The organism is Lentzea sp. NBRC 105346 (assembly GCF_030269605.1).
Taxonomy (GTDB): Bacteria; Actinomycetota; Actinomycetes; order Mycobacteriales; family Pseudonocardiaceae; genus Lentzea.
This window is the reverse complement of the sequence record NZ_BSTQ01000001.1, coordinates 729,334-747,349: the sequence shown is the minus strand read 5'-3', so window position 1 is coordinate 747,349 and position 18,016 is coordinate 729,334. Positions and strand designations below refer to the sequence as shown.

At 69.0% G+C, this 18,016-nt stretch carries 13 protein-coding genes; 8 read left to right on the top strand and 5 right to left on the bottom strand.

Features of this window, described 5'->3' with window-relative positions:
• Positions 1 to 6 precede the first annotated feature (6 nt).
• The 5 genes from QSK35_RS02910 to QSK35_RS02890 all read left to right on the top strand — a co-directional run bounded on the left by QSK35_RS02910 (position 7) and on the right by QSK35_RS02890 (position 10,504).
• A complete protein-coding gene (locus QSK35_RS02910; protein ID WP_285741928.1) occupies positions 7 to 360 on the top strand; it encodes a GntR family transcriptional regulator in 354 nt (117 codons plus the stop codon).
• A gap of 98 nt (positions 361 to 458) precedes the next feature.
• The gene (locus QSK35_RS02905; protein WP_285741926.1) at positions 459 to 1,619 is read left to right on the top strand and encodes an acyl-CoA dehydrogenase family protein; all 1,161 of its coding nucleotides are present in this window, start codon (positions 459 to 461) and stop codon (positions 1,617 to 1,619) included.
• Positions 1,616 to 3,631 carry an acetate--CoA ligase family protein gene (locus QSK35_RS02900; RefSeq protein WP_285741924.1) on the top strand — a complete coding sequence of 672 codons (2,016 nt, stop codon included), beginning with the start codon at positions 1,616 to 1,618 and terminating at the stop codon, positions 3,629 to 3,631. The genes QSK35_RS02905 and QSK35_RS02900 overlap by 4 nt, the downstream gene beginning before the upstream one ends.
• Positions 3,628 to 5,235, top strand: a complete 1,608-nt coding sequence (locus QSK35_RS02895) for a 5-guanidino-2-oxopentanoate decarboxylase (RefSeq protein ID WP_285741923.1) — start codon at positions 3,628 to 3,630, stop codon at positions 5,233 to 5,235. The genes QSK35_RS02900 and QSK35_RS02895 overlap by 4 nt, the downstream gene beginning before the upstream one ends.
• 136 nt (positions 5,236 to 5,371) lie before the next feature.
• Complete coding sequence (locus QSK35_RS02890; RefSeq protein WP_285741921.1) at positions 5,372 to 10,504, top strand: NACHT domain-containing protein; 5,133 nt, start codon at positions 5,372 to 5,374, stop codon at positions 10,502 to 10,504.
• A gap of 37 nt (positions 10,505 to 10,541) precedes the next feature.
• Here the strand turns inward: QSK35_RS02890 and QSK35_RS02885 are convergent, their stop codons facing one another.
• On the bottom strand, positions 10,542 to 12,005 hold the full coding sequence (locus tag QSK35_RS02885; RefSeq protein ID WP_285741919.1) for an APC family permease: 1,464 nt from the start codon (positions 12,003 to 12,005) through the stop codon (positions 10,542 to 10,544).
• 91 nt (positions 12,006 to 12,096) lie between these two features.
• On the opposite strand from QSK35_RS02885, the gene QSK35_RS02880 reads away from it, so the two are divergent.
• The 3 genes from QSK35_RS02880 (at position 12,097) to QSK35_RS02870 (ending at position 14,310) form a co-directional block, all read left to right on the top strand.
• Positions 12,097 to 13,233 carry a Glu/Leu/Phe/Val dehydrogenase dimerization domain-containing protein gene (locus QSK35_RS02880; RefSeq protein ID WP_285741917.1) on the top strand — a complete coding sequence of 379 codons (1,137 nt, stop codon included), beginning with the start codon at positions 12,097 to 12,099 and terminating at the stop codon, positions 13,231 to 13,233.
• An 82-nt stretch (positions 13,234 to 13,315) separates the two neighbouring features.
• Positions 13,316 to 14,128 (top strand): helix-turn-helix domain-containing protein, encoded by an 813-nt coding sequence (locus tag QSK35_RS02875; protein ID WP_285741915.1) that lies wholly within the window; start codon positions 13,316 to 13,318, stop codon positions 14,126 to 14,128.
• Between the two features lie 14 nt (positions 14,129 to 14,142).
• Positions 14,143 to 14,310, top strand: coding sequence for a DUF397 domain-containing protein (locus tag QSK35_RS02870; RefSeq protein WP_285741913.1), 168 nt, complete (start codon positions 14,143 to 14,145; stop codon positions 14,308 to 14,310).
• Here the strand turns inward: QSK35_RS02870 and QSK35_RS02865 are convergent.
• The 4 genes from QSK35_RS02865 to QSK35_RS02850 form a co-directional block, all read right to left on the bottom strand.
• The gene (locus QSK35_RS02865) at positions 14,288 to 14,479 is read right to left on the bottom strand and encodes a PspC domain-containing protein (RefSeq protein WP_285741912.1); all 192 of its coding nucleotides are present in this window, start codon (positions 14,477 to 14,479) and stop codon (positions 14,288 to 14,290) included. The two genes, QSK35_RS02870 and QSK35_RS02865, sit on opposite strands and share 23 nt — an antisense overlap.
• 35 nt (positions 14,480 to 14,514) lie before the next feature.
• On the bottom strand, positions 14,515 to 15,123 hold the full coding sequence (locus tag QSK35_RS02860) for a TetR/AcrR family transcriptional regulator (protein ID WP_285741909.1): 609 nt from the start codon (positions 15,121 to 15,123) through the stop codon (positions 14,515 to 14,517).
• A gap of 22 nt (positions 15,124 to 15,145) precedes the next feature.
• Positions 15,146 to 16,495 carry a class I adenylate-forming enzyme family protein gene (locus QSK35_RS02855; RefSeq protein ID WP_285741907.1) on the bottom strand — a complete coding sequence of 450 codons (1,350 nt, stop codon included), beginning with the start codon at positions 16,493 to 16,495 and terminating at the stop codon, positions 15,146 to 15,148.
• A gap of 62 nt (positions 16,496 to 16,557) precedes the next feature.
• Positions 16,558 to 17,934 carry a class I adenylate-forming enzyme family protein gene (locus tag QSK35_RS02850; protein WP_285741905.1) on the bottom strand — a complete coding sequence of 459 codons (1,377 nt, stop codon included), beginning with the start codon at positions 17,932 to 17,934 and terminating at the stop codon, positions 16,558 to 16,560.
• Positions 17,935 to 18,016: the final 82 nt, after the last annotated feature.

The window sequence follows — 18,016 nt, the reverse complement described above, 5'->3', positions numbered from 1 at the left end:
CGCGTCATGCGGATCGATCCTGACTCCGATGTGCCACCGTACGAGCAGGTGCGCCTGCACTTCGCCCAGGCGATCAACAACCGCGCCCTCGCCGTCGGCGCGAAGCTCCCGACGGTGCGCGCTCTCGCCGCTGACCTGGGCTTGGCCGTCAACACGGTCGCGCGCGCCTACCGGGAACTCGAAGAGGCCGGCCTGGTCGAGACGCGCGGCCGCGCGGGCACCGTGGTGAGCGCCAGAAGCGACCGCAGCCGTGAGCGCGTCCTGCGGGCGGCGACGTCCTACGCGGCCACGGTCGCCGAGCTGGGGATCTCGAAACGCGAGGCGCTCGACATCGTCACCGCGGCACTTGACCAGCCCTGACACCTCTGGCACCCATCCGACGGACGAGTCTTGACAGGTCTACGCTTCCCCGTAGATCGTGGAATAACTGATTCGTCAGTCAACTTTGGGAGCGCCAGATGGGTCGGTTCGTCCGCGATGCTTTGCGGCTCAGTGAGGAGCAGCGGCAGTTCGTCGAGCTCGCGCGGGACTTCGCCGCGCGGGAGATCCGGCCGCGCGGCCGGGCCGTCGACGAGGCGGACACCGAGTCGCCGCTGGACGTCTGGGAGAAGGCCAGCAAGCTCGGCCTGACCAGCTTCATGCTGCCCGAGAAGTTCGGCGGTGGCGGCATCACGGACCTGCTCACCCAGGTGCTCATCCAGGAAGAGCTGTGCCACGGCGACATCGGCATCGGCAATCTGGTCACGTCCAACGGCTTCTTCAGCGCGCCGATCGAGAACCTCGGCACCCCTGAGCAGCAGGAACGCTGGCTGCGGCCGCTGACGAACGACATCCCGCCGCTCACCGCGGTCGCCGTCACCGAGCCGGGCACCGGCAGCGACGCGGCGAGCATCCAGACCACGGCCGTCCGGGAGGGCGACGAGTACGTCCTCAACGGCCAGAAGACCTGGATCTCCAACGCCCCGTACGCCGAGTACTTCGTCATCTTCGCGACCGTCGACGCGACGAAACGGTCCAAGGGCGTCACGGCGTTCGTCGTCGAGAAGGACACGCCCGGACTGAAGGTCGGCCCGCCGTTCCAGAAGATGGGGCAGCGCGCGATCGTCAACGCCGAGGTCTTCCTCGACAACGTCCGCGTGCCCGTCGACCAGCGCCTGGGCGACGAGGGCAAGGGCTTCTCCGGCCTGATGCGGACGTTCGACGCCTCCCGCATCCTCATCGGCGCCGCCACGACCGGCCTCGCGCGGGCCGCGCTGGACGAGGCGACGGCGTACGCGAAGCAGCGCGTGCAGTTCGGCAAGCCGATCATCGAGCACCAGGCCGTCGCGTTCCGGCTCGCCGACATGGCGACCAAGGTCGACACATCGCACTTGCTCACGATCAGGGCCGCGCAGCTGTTCGACGAGGGGCACGCGGTCGCGCAGGAGTCCGCGATGGCCAAGCTCGTCGGCTCCGAGAACGCCATGTGGGTCACGCACGCCGCGGTGCAGACGCTCGGCGGGTACGGCTACTCGCGCGAGTACCCCGTCGAGCGGTGGATGCGCGACGCGAAGCTCGAGGAGATCGAGGAAGGCACGTCCGACATCCAGCGGATCATCATCTCGCGGTCACTGGGATGAGCTTCTCCGATCCCGCCTCCGTAGCGGTCGTCGGCGCGAGCGACGACCCGGCGAAATGGGGCCACTGGCTGGCCCGCGGAGCGCTGTCCGGTGTGGACAGACGGCGCGTGTACCTGGTGAACCGCAACGGAAACCCCGTGTGCGACACCGAGACGTACCCGACGCTCGCCGAACTACCGGAGACACCCGAACTGGTCGTCCTCGCCGTCCCGGCGCAGCACGTGCCAGGGGTGGTCGAGGAAGCGCTCGCCAAGGGCGCCAGGGCGTTCATCGGCATCACCGCGGGGGTGGAGCCGCAGACGATCGCCGCGATCCGGGCCGCCGGAGCGCGCATCCTCGGCCCGAACTGCCTCGGCCTGTTCGACGCGGCCACGGACCTGCACCTGGCGTGGGGCCGGTTCGAACCGGGCGTGCTCGGCATCGTGTCGCAGAGCGGCCAGGTCGGGCTGGAACTGGCCGGACTCGCCGCGCAGCAGGGACTGGGCGTGTCGCGGTTCGTGTCGGTCGGCAACCAGGCCGACATCACGGCCGCGGAAGCACTCGAAGACCTGGTCACGCACGACATGACCAAGGTCGTCGGGCTCTATCTGGAGAGCTTCGCGGACGGCACGAGCCTGCTCGAAACGATCGCGACCCTGCGCAAGCACGGCAAACCGACCGTGCTGCTGACCGTCGGTGAGAGCGGTGCCGCGCAGGAGGCGGCCCGGTCACACACGGGCGCACTGACCTCGTCGATGGACGTCGTGGACGCGGCATGCCGGCACGCGGGCGCGATCCGGGTCGTGACGCCGACCGCGCTGGTCGACCTGGCGAGCTTCCTGGCCGTCACGACCTCGCCCGCGGGCAAGCGCACGGGGATTGTCGCGGACAGCGGGGGACAGGGCGCGATCGCCGCGGACCTGGCCGCCGCGCACGGCCTGGTGATCCCGGTGCTGTCGGCCGAGGTGACCGCGCAGCTGCCGTTGCAGGCGTCCACCCGCAACCCGATCGACCTGGCCGGCGCGGGGGAGCAGGACCTCACGAACTACGCGAGCGCGGTGGAAGCGCTCCTGCGCAGCGGAGAGGTCGACTCCGTGGTGCTGTCCGGCTACTTCGGCAGCTACGGCGCCGACACGCCGTCGCTCGAACCCGCCGAGGTCGCGGTGGCACGCCGAATCGGTGCTGCAGCGCACGAAACCGGCGTACCGGTCGTCGTGCACAGCATGCGCGAGGAGTCCGCGACCGTCCGCGCGCTGAAAGCCTCGGGTGTGCCCGTGCAGCACACCATCGAACGCGCGATCGCGGCCCTCGCGGCGGCGTCGCGGTACACGAGTGGCAGACCGGCGATCCCCGTCGCGCCGCCGCCCGTCGAATCGCCGACATACGCGCCGGGCTACCTCAACGCCCGCGCGCTGATCGCGGACGTCCCGTTCCCCGACGCCCGCGCTGTGTCCACAGTGGACGAACTGGTGCAGGCGGTGGAGGAGCTGCGGCCGCCCTATGTGCTCAAGGCGGACTGGCTGGAGCACAAGAGCGAGCAGAACGGCGTCGCGCTCGGCCTGATCGACCCGGTGCCGGCGTTCGAGGAGATGCAGGCCCGCCTCGGCCCCGGCGGGTACGTGCTGGAGGAGATGGACACCCGGCGCGACGTCGTGGAGATCATCGTCGGCGCGCGGCGCGACCCCGGTTTCGGGCCGGTCGTGCTGGTCGGCGCGGGCGGGACGTTCACCGAGCTCTACCGCGACACGGCGGTCGAGCTGGCGCCCGTGTCCGTGCCCGAGGCGCTGGACCTGCTGCGGCGCCTGAAGTGTGCGCCGCTGTTCGACGGCTGGCGGGGCGCAACCCCGGTGGATGTCCAGTCGTTGGCAGAGGTGGTCGCGTCGGTCTCGGCAGTGCTCGCGGCCCGGCCGGACCTGTCGGAAATCGAGCTCAACCCGGTACGGGTGGGCCCGGACGGGGCGCTGGCCGTCGACGCACTGATCATCCCTTCGGGGGAATCTCCGAACGAAACGAGCGGACGACGCGTGGCATGAGTATGACGGTTCTTCGCAGCAGCGGAGGCGACGCGCTGGTGCGCGCGCTTTCCGCCCACGGCGTCGACGTGGTCTTCGGCATTCCCGGCACCCACAACCTCGGCATCTACAAGGCACTGGCCGAACACGAGCTGCGGCACGTGACGCCGCGGCACGAGCAGGGCGCCGGGTTCGCCGCCGACGGCTACGCCCGCGTGACCGGCAAACCCGGCGTGTGCCTCACGACGACCGGACCCGCCGTGCTCAACGCGATGACCGCCGTGACGCAGGCGTACTCGGACTCGGTGCCGATCCTGCTGATCTCGCCGGGCATGCCGCTGAAGCACCCCGGCCGCGGCAACGGCACGCTGCACGAGGTCCGCGACCAGCGTGCCGCGCTCGAGGCAGTCATCGGCTACACCAACCGCGTGCACAGCGTCGCCGAGATCCCGCTGGCGGTCGCGCAGGCGTTCGCCGCGATGAACTCCGGCCGCCCGCGCCCCGCACACCTCGAGATCCCGCTCGACCTGATCGACGCGCAGGACAAGGTCCAGCACATCGAACCCCTGCTCGTCGGCCACCCGGCCGCGGACGGCGCCACCATCGCCGCCGCCGCGGGCCGCCTGAACGCGGCCCAAAGACCGGGGTTCATCGTGGGTGGCGGCGCCCGCGGCGCGGCCGAGGAGATCCTGGCGCTGGCCAACCGGCTCGGTGCGCCGGTGGTGTCGACGGCGAACGGCAAGGGCACGTTCCCGGAACGCCACGACCTGTCCATCGGCGCCGGCCTGCACCACCGCGCGGTTGCGGACTTCGTCGCCGAGTGCGACGTCGTGCTGGCGATCGGCACCGAACTCGCGTCGACCGACCTGTGGAACGGCCCGCTGAGGTTCCCCGGCGACCTGATCCGCATCGACGTCGACCCGGCCCAGATGATCACGAACGCGGCGCCGGACCACCGCCTGGTCGGTGACGCGCAGGCCACCGTCGAGGCGCTCAACCAGCGACTGGGCTTCGGCAAGCCGTCGATCGAGGCGGTCCGCCGGGCCGACCGGTGGCGCAAGCTGCACCGCAAGCACGCCCGCGCGCAGGGCGCCGCCTGGCTGCCGTTGATCGAGACCATGGAGAACACCCTCGGCCCGAACGCGATCATCTCCGGCGACAGCGCGATGGTCTGCTACTACGGCGCCCTGTCCAACCTGCCGCTGGACGCGCCCGCGTCGTTCCTCTACCCGGCCGGCCTCGGCACGCTGGGCTACGGCCTGCCCGCCGCCATCGGCGCCAAGCTCGGTGCGCCGGACCGTCAGGTGGTCGCGCTGCACGGCGACGGCGGCCTGATGTTCACGCTGCCGGAACTCGCCACCGCCGCACAGTTGCGTTTGCCGCTCCCGGTCGTTGTAGCTGACAACGGCGGCTACGGCGAGATCCGGCGCGAGATGGTCGACCGCTCCGAACCCGTCCACGCCGTCGACCTGCCGCAGGTCGACTTCGCCCGCGTGGCGAAGGCCATGGACTGCCACGGCGTGACCGTCGACGACGAGACGAAGTTCGCGCTGGCGTTGAAGAAGGCGCTGGCGGCGGATCGGCCGACCGTCATTCACGTGGTGGGCGACCTGGCCGGCGGGTGATCAACGGGCCTGGCACCGCGACGGGGGCGGCGCCAGGCCCTGCCGGATTCCGGATTCCGCATGGAGCGTCCCGGGAACGGCCTGTTGTTCGGGTCCGTGTGAGAGCATGCTTCCTCCGTTAGGAGGGAGCCGGCGGGTGGAGAACGAGGTCACGGGCAACGTCCAAGGCCCGGTGGTCCAGGCCCACACGATCCACGAGCTCCACCTCAACTCCCCGCGGCCGGCCCGCCCGGTGGGCCCACCACCTTCGAGCTGGGCCGAGCGCCCCGAACTGCCGGACGAGATCCTGCACCTGCTGGCGGCGTTGCAGGAGACCGCCGAGGACATGCCGTACCAGCTGCCCGAGTCGCGAACGCCGTCGCTCGGCACCGTGTACGTGCGCCAGGACCTGGGCACCGGCGTGGAGGAGCCGCAACCCGAGCAGCAGCACTGGCCCGCCCAGGTCGTCGACGACAACGGCCAGGTGATCGAACTACCGGCGGCGCCGGTAGCGCGCGTGGCGGTGCGCCCGCCGTCCCGTCCCCTGCGCGAGGCCCTGGACCGCGACCGCCACCTGCTGATCACCGGCGGTCCGGGCCTCGGCAAGTCCACGCTCACCCTGCGCCTGGCCGCCGAGATCGCCGCGCACTGGACCGCCCCGTCGGGAGAGCCACCACTTGTCGACGTGGTGCTTCCGTTGCGGGTGACGGCCAGAGAACTCGCGGCCCGCCTCGACCTCCCGTTCGCCAGTGCACTGGCCGACAGCGCGTGCGCCGAGTACGGCGGCTATCTGGCCGGTCGGCTCGACGACCTGCTCGGTGGCGCGGTCGCCGGCTGCCCGTGGCTGCTGCTGGTCGACGGCCTGGACGAGGTCGCGAGCAACGCCGACCGCGCCCAGTTGGTGCGCGTACTTGCCAAGTGGGCCAAGGAGCCGTTCTACCGCGTCATGCTCACGACCCGCCCGATCGAGGGCGCCGCACTCGGGCCGCTGCAGCGCGGGGGAGCGGCCCGCTACGAGCTGCAGCCGTTCGACGAGACCGCACTGTGCGACTTCGCCGAGAACTGGTTCGGCGCCACTGTTGCCGAACGGTTCCTACACCAGATCCGCGAAGCCCACCTCGACGAACTGGTTTGCGCGCCCCTGTTCGCTACGGTCGCCGCGATCATCTTCGACCGGCAGGACGAGCATCCCTTGCCGGACAACGAGTTCGAGCTCTACGAGTCGTACCTCGAGATCCTGTCGTCCCGTGAGACGCCGCCCGGACCCTTCACCGAACACCGGATCGCGTTGCTCGAACACCTCGGCCGCGTGCGCCTGGAGACGGACAAATCGCTGATCGCCGCGGCCCGCGACTGGGTCGTGCGGCACCTCAGCTGCCGGACCGACGCACTCACCCAGTTCCTCATCAACGCGGGACCGCTCAAGTGGATCGGCGACGACCTCCGATTCCTGCACCACAGCTTTGCCGAGCACCTCGCCGCCACCGCGCGGGCGAAGGAACTGCCGGACCGCTTCGACCCCGCCCACGAGGACTTCAACCACCTCCTGCACAACGCACGCCGATGGGACCATGGCCGCCACGATCGCCAAGTTCTGCTGCACTACACGCGTCTGCACCACGGCGAGGCCGACCGCCTCATCCGCTGGCTGCACGACGGAACCGCTGACCAGCACCTACTCGCGGCGCGGCTGCTCGCAAAGCACGTACCGGCGGGCCGCCAGGAGGTTGACGACTTCCTCGTGACCGTGCACGGCTGGGCCATGACCACCCAGTGGCAGGCCCGCCGAATCCTGGAGCGGACGAGCCGCGCTACGCACCACCCAGGCCTCGTCGAGTGGCTGGTCGCCCTGATGCGCAACGAGAGCGCCCCCTGGCGGTCCCGCGCCGAGGCGGCGACCGCGTTGGCGATCAGGCTGCGCGTCGAGCACTCGGCTGAGGCGCTCGAATTGCTGCGCGAGATCGTCGACGACCCGGCCATCTCGGTCGAACACCGGTTGACGGCCGCAGAAGCGTTGTCCCACAGCGGTTCCGCGGAACGTGAGACCGCCGAACGCGGCCTGCGCGCCGTGCTGGCCGACGAGCTCGCCTCCGCGGCGGAGTGCCGGACCGCGGCCGTCGTGCTGGCCGGTTTCGGTGATGGAGCACGCGAAGAGGCGGTCGCGGCGCTGATCGCCATCGTCGGGGACGACTACACGGGTGCCCGTGGCCGGGTCGAGGTCGCGTCCGGGCTGATGGAGATCGGTGTCGAGTACTTCGATCTCGCCGCCCAGGTCTTCACCGAAGTGCTCCGCTCCTCGGTGCGAGACACCATCGGACGGGAGGACGCGGCGCGAGGCTTGGCGTCACTCGGCCCGGCACACCTCGAAGAAGCCGTGGTAGCGCTGCGCGCGATGGTCGAGGATCGAAGGTTCGACCACTCCGATCGCGCGTGGGCCGCCCGAACCATCGGCGTTCTCGCGCCGCAGTACCGGGAACTCGCCGCGGAGATCATCTCCGCGGTGCTGGCCGAACCGGACCTGCAGTACTTCGAACGCGTGAACTGCGCGGATCATCTCGCTGCCCTCGGTCCTCAGGTGACGGCGGCGGTGGCAGCGCACCTGCGGTCGATCATCGCCGATCGCCGGGCGACCGCGAACAACCTCTACTTCGCGGCCATGTCGCTCGCCGACCTGGGCCCGCGCTTCCACGCCGAAGCCGCTGATGTGCTGTGGCAGGTGGCGGACGATCCAGTCGCCGGCGTCTACGAGGGCAACTTCGCACTGGGTCGGCTCGTCCGGCTCGGTGAGCCGTATCGCACCCCTGCCTTGGAGCGGCTGCGGACCCTTCTCCGCGACCCGAGGGCAGAGGTGGAAGCGCGCATTGACGCGGCCAGTCAGTTGGTTCAAGCCGGTCCGGAAGTGCATCCAGAGGTCGCGCACCATCTGCTGGAGATCGCCACCAGGGAACCAACCCCTGATGTCGCCGTACGGGCTTGGCGAACCCTGCAGAACCTGAGCACGGTGTACCGGGATCGCGCGGCATCGGCGCTGCTGTCGCTGGCGCGGTCCAGCGATGTCGACGAGCACCAGCTGCTTGACGGCACCCGGCGGCGGGAGTCGGCGGAACTGCTGTTGAAGATCTTGAACGACCCTGCGCGCACGGTGAGTTCCCGTGGGTCCGCGGCCAAGGCCCTGTCGGGCGCGGGTGCGCGGTTCGGCCGTGCGGCCACCGCCGGCGTCGCCGACCTACTGCGCCACGCCACGCACGTCGACTTCATCTTCCCTTTTATCGTGACGTCCGCGATCGAAGGACCTGGTGCACGGCGAGAAGTGGCCGCAGCCCTGCGGGAGGTGCTGCTCGACCCGCACACGCCGTCCGGACGCATGTTGCGAGCGGTGAAGTCCTTGGACCGGCTCGGTTTCGGCAAAGATCCCGATGTCCTCACCGCGCTGCACACGATCGTCGAGGACAAGTCGGCTGACGCCGACGTTCGGTGGGATGCGGCCGTCACACTGGCCCAGATCGATCGACGGTTCCTGCCCACCGCCGTAGAGGTCGTCCTGGCCGGGCGCGAGGAGATCTGGACTCGGTCCTGGGCGCGAGCGGTGCGCGAGCTCGGCGTTCTAGGCGGTGACGTGCTGCCGCGGGTGCGCGCCCTGCTGTCGGACCGCGACACCCATCGCACCATGCGCCAGGCGGCGGCGGTGGTCGTGCTCGGAGAGTGCGCCGAGGCGGTCACCGAACTCCGTTCGCAGGCCGGCGACGAGCACCTGTCGTTCTGGCACCGCTTCGGCATGCACGAGCAGTGGGCCGACGTCGACGACGCCGCATGGGACGTTGCGGTCGAATACATGTCCGCGGTCATGGATGACGAGCGGTTGATGGTCAGCCATCGGATCTACGCCGCACGCGCGGTGGCCGGTCTCGACCGTTCGCGGCTCGGCTCCGCGGTCGCGCTGCTCGACCGGATCAGCCAGGACCCTTTCGCTCGGGCGACCGATCGTGAAACGAGCATCGGGGGACAGAGCGGCGTCAGTCTTCGTCGAACACGAAGGCTCACCGATCTGATCATCGCGCTGATTCACCACCCGGCAACCTGGCCGTCCGATGTGCAGCGACTGAGCCAGCGCCTCTCCCCGGTGATGCGCGCCGAGTTCGAGCGCGCGCTGCTGATGGATCACTCGGTGGGCATCGCACAGCGGGTTCCCGAACCCCCTTCGATGAACGGGATTCCGCTCGACAGTGAGATCGAAGCCGCTCTCCGCGACGCCATCGCGGCACCCGAGACGAAGCACGGCGAGCGGGTGACCGCGGTGGTCGAGCTCGCCAAGCAGTCCGTGAAGTTCATCCCGGAGGCGATCGAGTCGCTCGTCAACCTCGAGGAGTTGAAGGAACTCCCGAAGCTGGGCCCGGCCGGGTGGACGCGGGCACACCGCATGGCGCTGGACGTGGTCGAGGACGACACTAAAGCGATGCGGGAGCGGCAGGGTGCCGCCGAGTTCATCGCGAAGATCGACCCGGATCCGCCCGCCTTGGTGGTGGAGTTCCTGCGGACGGTCGCGGTAGACGCCCGCACGTCCGGCCGGGACCGGGTGGACGCGTTGTATGCCCTGCGCAATGTCGATGGGCTCGATCGGATGCGCGCGGTGCGCGACGACGAGCGGATGCCACCCGAGGTGCGTCGGCGCGCGGCGAACAACCTGACCGAGCGCACCGTCGAGGACCGCCGGAAATGCGCCGCCGTGCTGCGGGCGATCGCGGCCGACCCCGCGGTGCGGCCCGCATTGCGGTGGCGCGCGGCGTGGGACCTGACGGAGCTGGGCGCGGCCGGTTCTGCTGACGCCGCAGAACTGTTGCGTGCCATGGCCGAAGACCCGAGCCTTCCGCTCACGACGCGCGATGAGGCGGCGGACGGTCTGATTCGGCTCGTGCCGGGCAGCCGGCGCGAGATGCTCGAACTGTCGCGCGGTCTGCTCGACACCCCGAATCCGTTGCACCGCAGGCAGGTTCTCCGGACGATCGGTGGGGTCGAGTCCGCCGAGGCTGTGCGGGAGTTGAACGCGATGGCGCGGGACGAGACGTTGAGTGCGGTGGCGCGGTTGCGGTGTGCGGAGGCGATGGTCGAGCTGCGACGCGACCAGAAGGAGCCCGCCGCAGTGGTGGCGAGGGCGATCGCTCGCGACGAGACCGTGGCGCGGCATGTGCGGCGGCACGCGGCCGGTTGTCTCGCGCGGTGGAGCGAGGTGTGCCGGGAGGAGGCGCGGGAGTGGTTCCGGGAGTTCAGCTCCGGCTTGCCTGGGACGCGCTGAGCGGCGGCCGTGGGTTCGCCCGCGGCCGCCGTCGCGCTCACACCGTGACGCGTTGCTGAACCTCGTCATCCGGCGCGACGTCATGCGCTCGCGTCGGACGGCCCAGCGCGTAGAACACGAGACCGATCACGATCACGATGGCCAGCGGCACGACCTGGCTCAGCGTGTACTGCAGCCGCTCGCCCTCGAACGACGACGGCAGCGACGGCGGCCAGATCAGCACGACCACGGTGTACGCGACGAGCCCGGTCGTCAGGATCGTGCACACCCACGCCAGCGGCGCGCGGAATGGTCGGGCGACGTTCGGCATTGTCGAACGGAGACGCACCATGGACGGGAAAGTCAGCAGATAGCTGATGAATGTCGTACAGATGACGAGCGCCAGGCCCGCGGCGAAGTACTTCTCGGTGTTGCCCTCGGTCAGGTTCAGTGCCACGACCAGCACGATCGACGCGAGCACGCCGGACAGCACGTTCACCCGGATCGGAGTGCCCTGGCGGGCCGACAGGTGCCCGAGCCACGCGGGTCCGGCGCCGTCCGCACACGCGACGGCCTGCGCGCGGTGCGCGCCGATCGCCCACGAGACACCGCTGGTCAGCACACCGATGATGAACCCGGCCGCGCAGATCGCGCCGAGCGCGGGAGCGGCGGGGCCGTAGACCGACAGCACGGTCTTCGACGCGTCGATGAACCCGCCGAGGCCCTTGATCTCGTCGGCCGGAACGACCAGCAGGATTCCGAGAATCGGCCCGCCGTAGAGGAAGAACGCCGCCGCGCCCGCCCGCAGGATGGCGAACGGCACGGTCTTCTGCGGGTCGGTCATCTCCTCGGTCGCCGTCGACGGCAGCTCGAAGCCCACGTAGTTGAAGATCAGCACCGGCACCAGCGCGGTGAACGCCGCGTAGGTCGGCACGAAGTCGCCGAACGCGAGCGGCTGAACGCCGTTCTTGATGCCGTAGACGATGACCGAGATCGTGAAGAACCCGAGCAGCACGATCCGCGCGAACGCCCCGAAGATCGGCACCCACTTGCCGATCCTGAGCGACGCCGCGACCGCCAGAACGCCGGCCCAGATGAACGCCAGCCCGGCGACGATCTTCCCGGTGACTCCGAGCTGGAAGAAGAACGTCTCGAACGTCGCCAGCGCGACGACGGCCAGGGTGCCGCCCATCCACAGCGGGTTGGAGATCCAGTACAGGACCTGGTTGATGCCAGCGGCCATCCGCCCGAACGCGAGCTTCGTCCACACGTACGGCCCGCCCTCGACCGGGAACGCCGTGCCGAGCTCGGCGGTGAGCAGGCCGTAGGGCAGGAAGAACACCACCGCGAGGATGACCATCCACACCAGGCCCTGGGGCCCGTTCGCGGCGACGCTGCCGATCGTGTCGAGCCCGACCAGCGTGCAGAGCAGGTAGAACGTGACGTCCACCCGACGGAGTGACTTCCGCAGGTGGGCGCGCTCGTTCAGCCAGTTGCCGCTGAGAGGCTGTACCTCGCTCACAGGGCCTCCAAAAGATGGTTAACTGAGTCGTCAGTCAGTTTTGAGCCACCATGTGACCGTGGTCACCCGTTGATGTCAAGGGATGTGCGCGATGAGTTATCTGCAGGTCACCTGGACCGATCCGGACACGGGCGCGAAGGGCTACCTCGTGATCGACCGGTTGGTGCGGGGCGTCAGCAGCGGTGGCCTGCGCATGCGCGCCGGCTGCACGCTCGACGAGGTCCGCGGCCTTGCCGAGGGCATGACGGCGAAGGAAGCGCTGAACTACGACCCGCAGGCCCGCTACGTGCCGCTGGGCGGCGCCAAGGGCGGTATCGACTTCGATCCGTACGACCCGCGCTCGGTCGACGTTCTGACGCGCTACCTGTACGCGATGAGCCCGTACATCGAGCGGTTCTGGACCATGGGGGAGGACCTCGGCCTGCGCCAGTCGACCATCGACGAGGCGATCGACAAGATCGGACTCCAGTCGTCCATCCAGGCCGTCTACCCGTTGCTCGACGACGAAACCCTGGCGCGCCAACGCCTCGCGGACGCGTTCGCGGTCGACGTCGACGGCGTGTCCCTCGACGAGCTCGTCGGCGGCTACGGCGTCGCCGAGGCCGCGCTGACCGGGATCGAACGCCTGGGCCTGTCGTCGCCTACCGCCTTCGTGCAGGGCTTCGGGTCTATGGGCGGCGCCACCGCCCGGTACCTGGCCCGCGCGGGCGTCCGCGTGGTCGGGCTCGCCGACTACTACGGCGTCGTGACGAACCCCGAAGGCCTTGACGTCGAACGGCTGCTGCTCACCCGCGACTCGCACGGCGCTATTGATCGGACCGAGCTGCGCCCGTCGGACCTCCAGCTCGACCGCGAGAAGTGGCTCGACGTCGAGGCCGATGTTCTTGTGCCCGCCGCCACGTCCTACGCGATCAACGCCGACAACGCGACCTCCGTGCGCGCCAAGCTGATCGTCGAGGCGGCCAACATGCCGGTGACCGCCGAGGCCGAGGCCGTGCTCGACGCGTTGATCATTCCGGACGTGGTCGCCAACTCCGCCACCAACTCCTGGTGGTGGTGGACACTGTTCGGCGACATCGAGCCCACCGCCGAGTCGGCGTTCGAAAAGATCTCGGCGAACATGCGCAAGCTCGTCACCAAGGTGCTGGAGCGCGACGCGTCGAACCCGCGCAAGGCGGCCGCCGAGATCGCGGCGGAAGCCGTGCGGAAGATCGATTCGCGCTGGTAGAACCCTGCTACCGGACCAACTTTCGAGTCAATTCGGGGCGAAACGATGGAGCTGGGGGGAGAAGTCCCCCTAGCTTCCTTGCATGCCAAGGCGAATCTCCACATTGGTCGGACGGGAGTTCGGCGAAGCACTGCGCCCGGTGATGGAACGCACCGGCCACTCGATGCGTCAGCTCGCCACGCGGCTCGGCTGGGACCACCCCAAGTTGTCGGATCTGGTCAACGGCAAGGGCGGCTCGAGTGAAGCCGAGCTGATGTTCCTGCTCGGCGTGTGCGGCGCCACCGTTGAGGAACGCGACCACCTCCTGGCGCTGTTCAACGAGACGCGCGAGCGCGGCCTGCTCCAGTTCTCGGCTGTGCCGGAACAGGTGCGCACCCTGATAGCGCACGAGAAGCAGGCGACCGCCATCACGGTCTGGAGCACCTTGGTGGTCCCCGGACTGCTCCAGATCGAGTCGTACGCCCGCGCCGCGGCGATCGCCTCGCCCTACGTCGCGCCGAAAGACGTCGAAGCGCTCGTCGCCGCGAGGATGCGTCGGCGGGAGATCTTCGACGGCACCTGCCGGTTCAACTTCTTCATGTACGAGCCTGTCCTGCGGTCGGATGTGGGCAGCCCGGAGATCATGAGCGACCAGCTGCACGACCTGTTGCGGATGCGGGTTCGGCCGTTCATCACCCTCCGAGTGGTGCCCGCCGGCGCGCATGCCGTGGGCGACTTCCGGGTGATGAAGTTCGAGAAGTTCGGGCCGGTCGTCTACCTGGAGAGCGTGAACTCCGGGCTGTTCCTCGACGACAAGGCATCGGTCGCGCTCTACGAGAAGTTCCTTGCGGAACTAGGGCGCGTGGCGTTGAGTGCGGAAGAATCGAGGGAGCTGATCACCAGCATCGTGTCCTGAGGGAGGCGGCCCGGATGGCCGAATGGCGCAAGAGCAGTTACAGCCCGACCGGCGACAACTGCGTTGAGGTCAGGCCGGGCGTCGGCATCCGGGACAGCAAGGCTCCCACCGTTCACCTGCCGGTGGGCGCGACTGCGTGGACGGCGTTCCTCAGGCGGGTCAGTAGCCGCGGTCCGGCATGATCAGCCACAGGGCGATATAGATCAGGAACTGCGGTCCGGGCAGCAGGCACGACAGCAGGAAGACGATCCGCACGGTGCTGGGCTTCCAGCCGTAGCGGTCGGCGAGTCCCGCGCACACGCCCGCGATCATCCGGTTGGTGCGCGGCCTGGACAGAGTCATCGTGGTCATGTCTCAACAATGCGCTGACCAGGCCGCCCGTTGCATCAGGGATGTACCTGACTCACCACTGATAGTTGGTCGACGAACGTCAGGCACACCGCGCGCATGTGGTCGACGGTCATGTTCTTCGAGCCGGCGAGAACCTGCAGCGCCAGGCCGTCGAGCATGCTGACCAGCATGTTGGCCAGGTCTACGGGATCGCCCGGAGCGAGCTCCCGGCGCGCCTGGCCGTCGCGGATGATGTGCGCGACGATGTCGCGCCACTCGCCGTAGAACCGCTCGTTGAGCTCCTGCAGTTCGGGGGAGCGGATGGCCTCGACCCACAGTTCGGCCCAGACCTTCCACGCCTCGACTGTCTCGGCGCCTTCGGGGAGGTAGGACTCGACGACGTGCCGCAGCCGGGACAGCGGCGGCTCGTCGGACTCGAGGATCCAGCGGCGGCGTTTGATCGACTCGTCGAAGCAGTGCTGGAACGCCGCGTCGGTCAGGTCGCGCTTGGTCTCGAAGTAGTAGTGGACGGTGCCACCGCTCACGCCCGCGTCTCTGGCGACGTCGGAGACGCGCAGGTGCCGGAAGCCCTCCGCCGCGATGACCTTGCAGGTGGACGCGAGGATCTGCGCGCGGCGTTCGGCCTCGACACTCGGACGTGGCATCCGTCAACCTCCTTTAGTCGGGTTACCTCAGAGTAGAGCGCAAGGCTTTCTTGTCGACCTTGCCCACCCTTGTGAAAGGCAAACGGTCGACGACCGTGACGTCTCGCGGCTCATAAAGTTCGCCCAGTTCGTCAACGACCGCCGCTTTCAGCTTCGGGACGTCCACCTCGTCGTCCGCCACGACGAACACCGCGACGGCCTCGCCGTACCGGTCGTCGGGCACGCCGACGGTCGCCGCGTGCCGGATACCCGGCAGCGTGACGAGAAAGTCGTCGAGCAGGCGGGAGTAAACGTTGTCAGCGGTTTTGCCGGTGACGATGACGTCCTTGCTGCGGTCGACCAGGTAGAGGAATCCCTCGTCGTCGAAATGGCCGATGTCGCCGGTGTTGAACCAGCCGCCGTCGAGCGGTTCGTGGCCCCAGTAGCCCTTCATCAGCATCGGGCCGCTGACGTGCACGTCGCCGTCACGCACTTCGACCTGGGTCCACGGCACCGGCTTGCCGCACGTGCGCAGCGTCTCCGGCTTGTCGAGGTCGATCAACGCCGGATCCATCATCGTGATGGCCCACGCCTCGCTCATGCCGTAGCTCTGCCAGATGACCGGTCCGAACCGCTCGATCGCCTGCGCCAGCCGGGACGGCGCGATCGGCGAGCCGACGACGCTGATCCGGTCGAACACGTCACGGCCGGGGCAGTCGGGGTGGTCGAGCACCTCGTACAGCATCGGCGGCACCAGGCCGGTGACGGTGATGTCCTCCTCGCGGACGAGCTTGACGAAGACGCCGGCGTCGAACGTCGACGGCATCAACACCAGCTTGCTGCCCGCGACCAGCCCCATGGTCGACGCGCCGTGGCCGCTGCCGTGAGTGACGAGCGTCGAGATCAGCGCGTTCGAGACCGGCATCTCGAAGCTGGTGAGCTGTTCGTACAGCGCGTCGCCGTGGTGGGCGAGCTTCGGCAGGCCGGTCGTACCGCCGGTGTAGAACACCGTGCCGTACCCGGAAACGCCGTTTCGTTCGACATTGTCGAACGGGAGTTCAGAAATCGGCCAGCCGTCGAGCCGGGTGTCGAACGACGGGTCCACAACGACGCCTTTGACGTCCGCGTGTTCGACCAGGCCGCGCAGTTCGGACGCGCCGGGCTCCGGCGGCACGAACACCAGGCGGGCGCCGAGCAGGTGGACGGCCAGGTTCACGAGCACCGTCTCAGGGCGGTTGCCCATGAACACCCCGACGCCGTCGCCGGGCCGGACTCCTCGTTGGTGCAACCCGTCGGCGTAGCGAAGGACCAGCTCACGGGCTTGTGCGCGGGTGATTCTCTGTTCCCCGCAGACCAGGATCTCCTTTTCCCCCTCGGTGGCGAACACCCTCATGACGTGATCCACATAGGTCATGAGTCCTGTCTACTCCCACGCCCTGTCCGCCGATCAAGTGATCAAGACGTTTGTCCCACGGTGGAGCGCAAAGCCTTCTTGTCGACCTTGCCGACCCTGGTGACGGGCAGGCGGTCCACGAACGTGACGTCTCGCGGCTCATAGAGCTCGCCGAGCTCCTCGACGACCGCCGCTTTGAGTCCCGATATGTCCAACTCCCGGTCTGCGACAAGGAACACGGCGACGGCCTCGCCGAACCGGTCGTCCGGCACGCCCACGGCCGCCGCCTGCCTGATGCCCGGCAACGTCACCAGGAAGTCGTCCAGCAGGCGCGAGTAGACGTTGTCACTCGTTTTGCCGGTGACGATGACGTCCTTGCTGCGATCCACGAGGTACAGGAATCCTTCGTCGTCGAAGTAGCCGACGTCGCCGGTGTTGAACCAGCCGTCGACCGGCTCGTGTCCCCAGTAGCCCTTCATCACCAGCGGGCCGCGGACGTGCACGTCGCCGTCGCGGATCTCGACCTCGGTCCACTCGGTGCGCTTGCCGCAGGTCCGCAGGGTGTCGGGGCGGTCGGGGTCGATCCACGCCGGGTCCATCTGCGTGACGGAACCGGCCTCGCTCATGCCGTAGGCCTGCCAGATGACCGGCCCGAACCGTTCGATCGCCTGCAGCAGCCGGGCGGGGGCGACCGGCGAGCCGCCGAGCCGGATCGCGTCGAACTGGCCGCGGCCTGGGCAGTCCGGGTGGTCGAGCACCTCGTACAGCATCGGCGGCACCAGCGCGGTGGTCCTGATGTCCTCCTGCCGCACCAGCTCGGTGAAGACGTCGGCGTCGAACGTCGAGGGCATCAGCACCACCTTGCTGCCCGACAGCAGGCCCCTGATCGCCGCCACGTGGCCGCTGCCGTGGGTGAGGAGCGTCGAGATGAGCGCGTTCGTCGGGGCCTGTCCGATCTTGCCGAACGTCTCGTACATCGTGTCGCCGTGGTGGGCGAGCTTCGGCAGGCCGGTGGTGCCGCCGGTGTAGAGCACCGTGCCGTACCCGGAAACGCCGTTTCGTTCGACATGGTCGAACGGGAGTTCAGAAATCGGCCACCCGTCGAGCCGGGTGTCGAACGACGGATCGACTACGACGCCTTTGACATCGGCGTGGTCGACGAGACCGCGCAACTCGGACGCGCCGGGCTCCGGCGGCACGAACACCAGGCGGGCGCCGAGCAGGTGGACGGCCAGGTTCACGAGCACGGTCTCGGGGCGGTTGCCCATGAACACCCCGACGCCGTCGCCGGGCCGGACTCCTCGTTGGTGCAGGCCGTCCGCGAACCGAAGAACCTGTTCACGGGCTTGTGCGCGGGTGATTCTGCGTTCCCCGCAGACCAGGATCTCCGTTTCCCCCTCGGTGGCGAGCACCCTCATCACGTGATCCACATAGGTCATGTCTCCTTCCTACTCCGGCGCCTCGTACGCTGATCGGGTGGTTGCACCCCCCTCTGCTGACGTCACGCGGGAGCCCCGCGAT

Bases quoted from the DNA above. Each gene is read 5' to 3' on its own strand.
- QSK35_RS02850 (WP_285741905.1), bottom strand. From the start codon at position 17,934: ATGACCTATGTGGATCACGTGATGAGGGTGCTCGCCACCGAGGGGGAA.
- QSK35_RS02880 (WP_285741917.1), top strand. From the start codon at position 12,097: ATGAGTTATCTGCAGGTCACCTGGACCGATCCGGACACGGGCGCGAAG.
- QSK35_RS02900 (WP_285741924.1), top strand. From the start codon at position 1,616: ATGAGCTTCTCCGATCCCGCCTCCGTAGCGGTCGTCGGCGCGAGCGAC.
- QSK35_RS02910 (WP_285741928.1), top strand. From the start codon at position 7: ATGCGGATCGATCCTGACTCCGATGTGCCACCGTACGAGCAGGTGCGC.
- QSK35_RS02870 (WP_285741913.1), top strand. From the start codon at position 14,143: ATGGCCGAATGGCGCAAGAGCAGTTACAGCCCGACCGGCGACAACTGC.
- QSK35_RS02895 (WP_285741923.1), top strand. From the start codon at position 3,628: ATGAGTATGACGGTTCTTCGCAGCAGCGGAGGCGACGCGCTGGTGCGC.
- QSK35_RS02905 (WP_285741926.1), top strand. From the start codon at position 459: ATGGGTCGGTTCGTCCGCGATGCTTTGCGGCTCAGTGAGGAGCAGCGG.
- QSK35_RS02855 (WP_285741907.1), bottom strand. From the start codon at position 16,495: ATGAGGGTGTTCGCCACCGAGGGGGAAAAGGAGATCCTGGTCTGCGGG.
- QSK35_RS02865 (WP_285741912.1), bottom strand. From the start codon at position 14,479: ATGACCACGATGACTCTGTCCAGGCCGCGCACCAACCGGATGATCGCG.
- QSK35_RS02860 (WP_285741909.1), bottom strand. From the start codon at position 15,123: ATGCCACGTCCGAGTGTCGAGGCCGAACGCCGCGCGCAGATCCTCGCG.
- QSK35_RS02875 (WP_285741915.1), top strand. From the start codon at position 13,316: ATGCCAAGGCGAATCTCCACATTGGTCGGACGGGAGTTCGGCGAAGCA.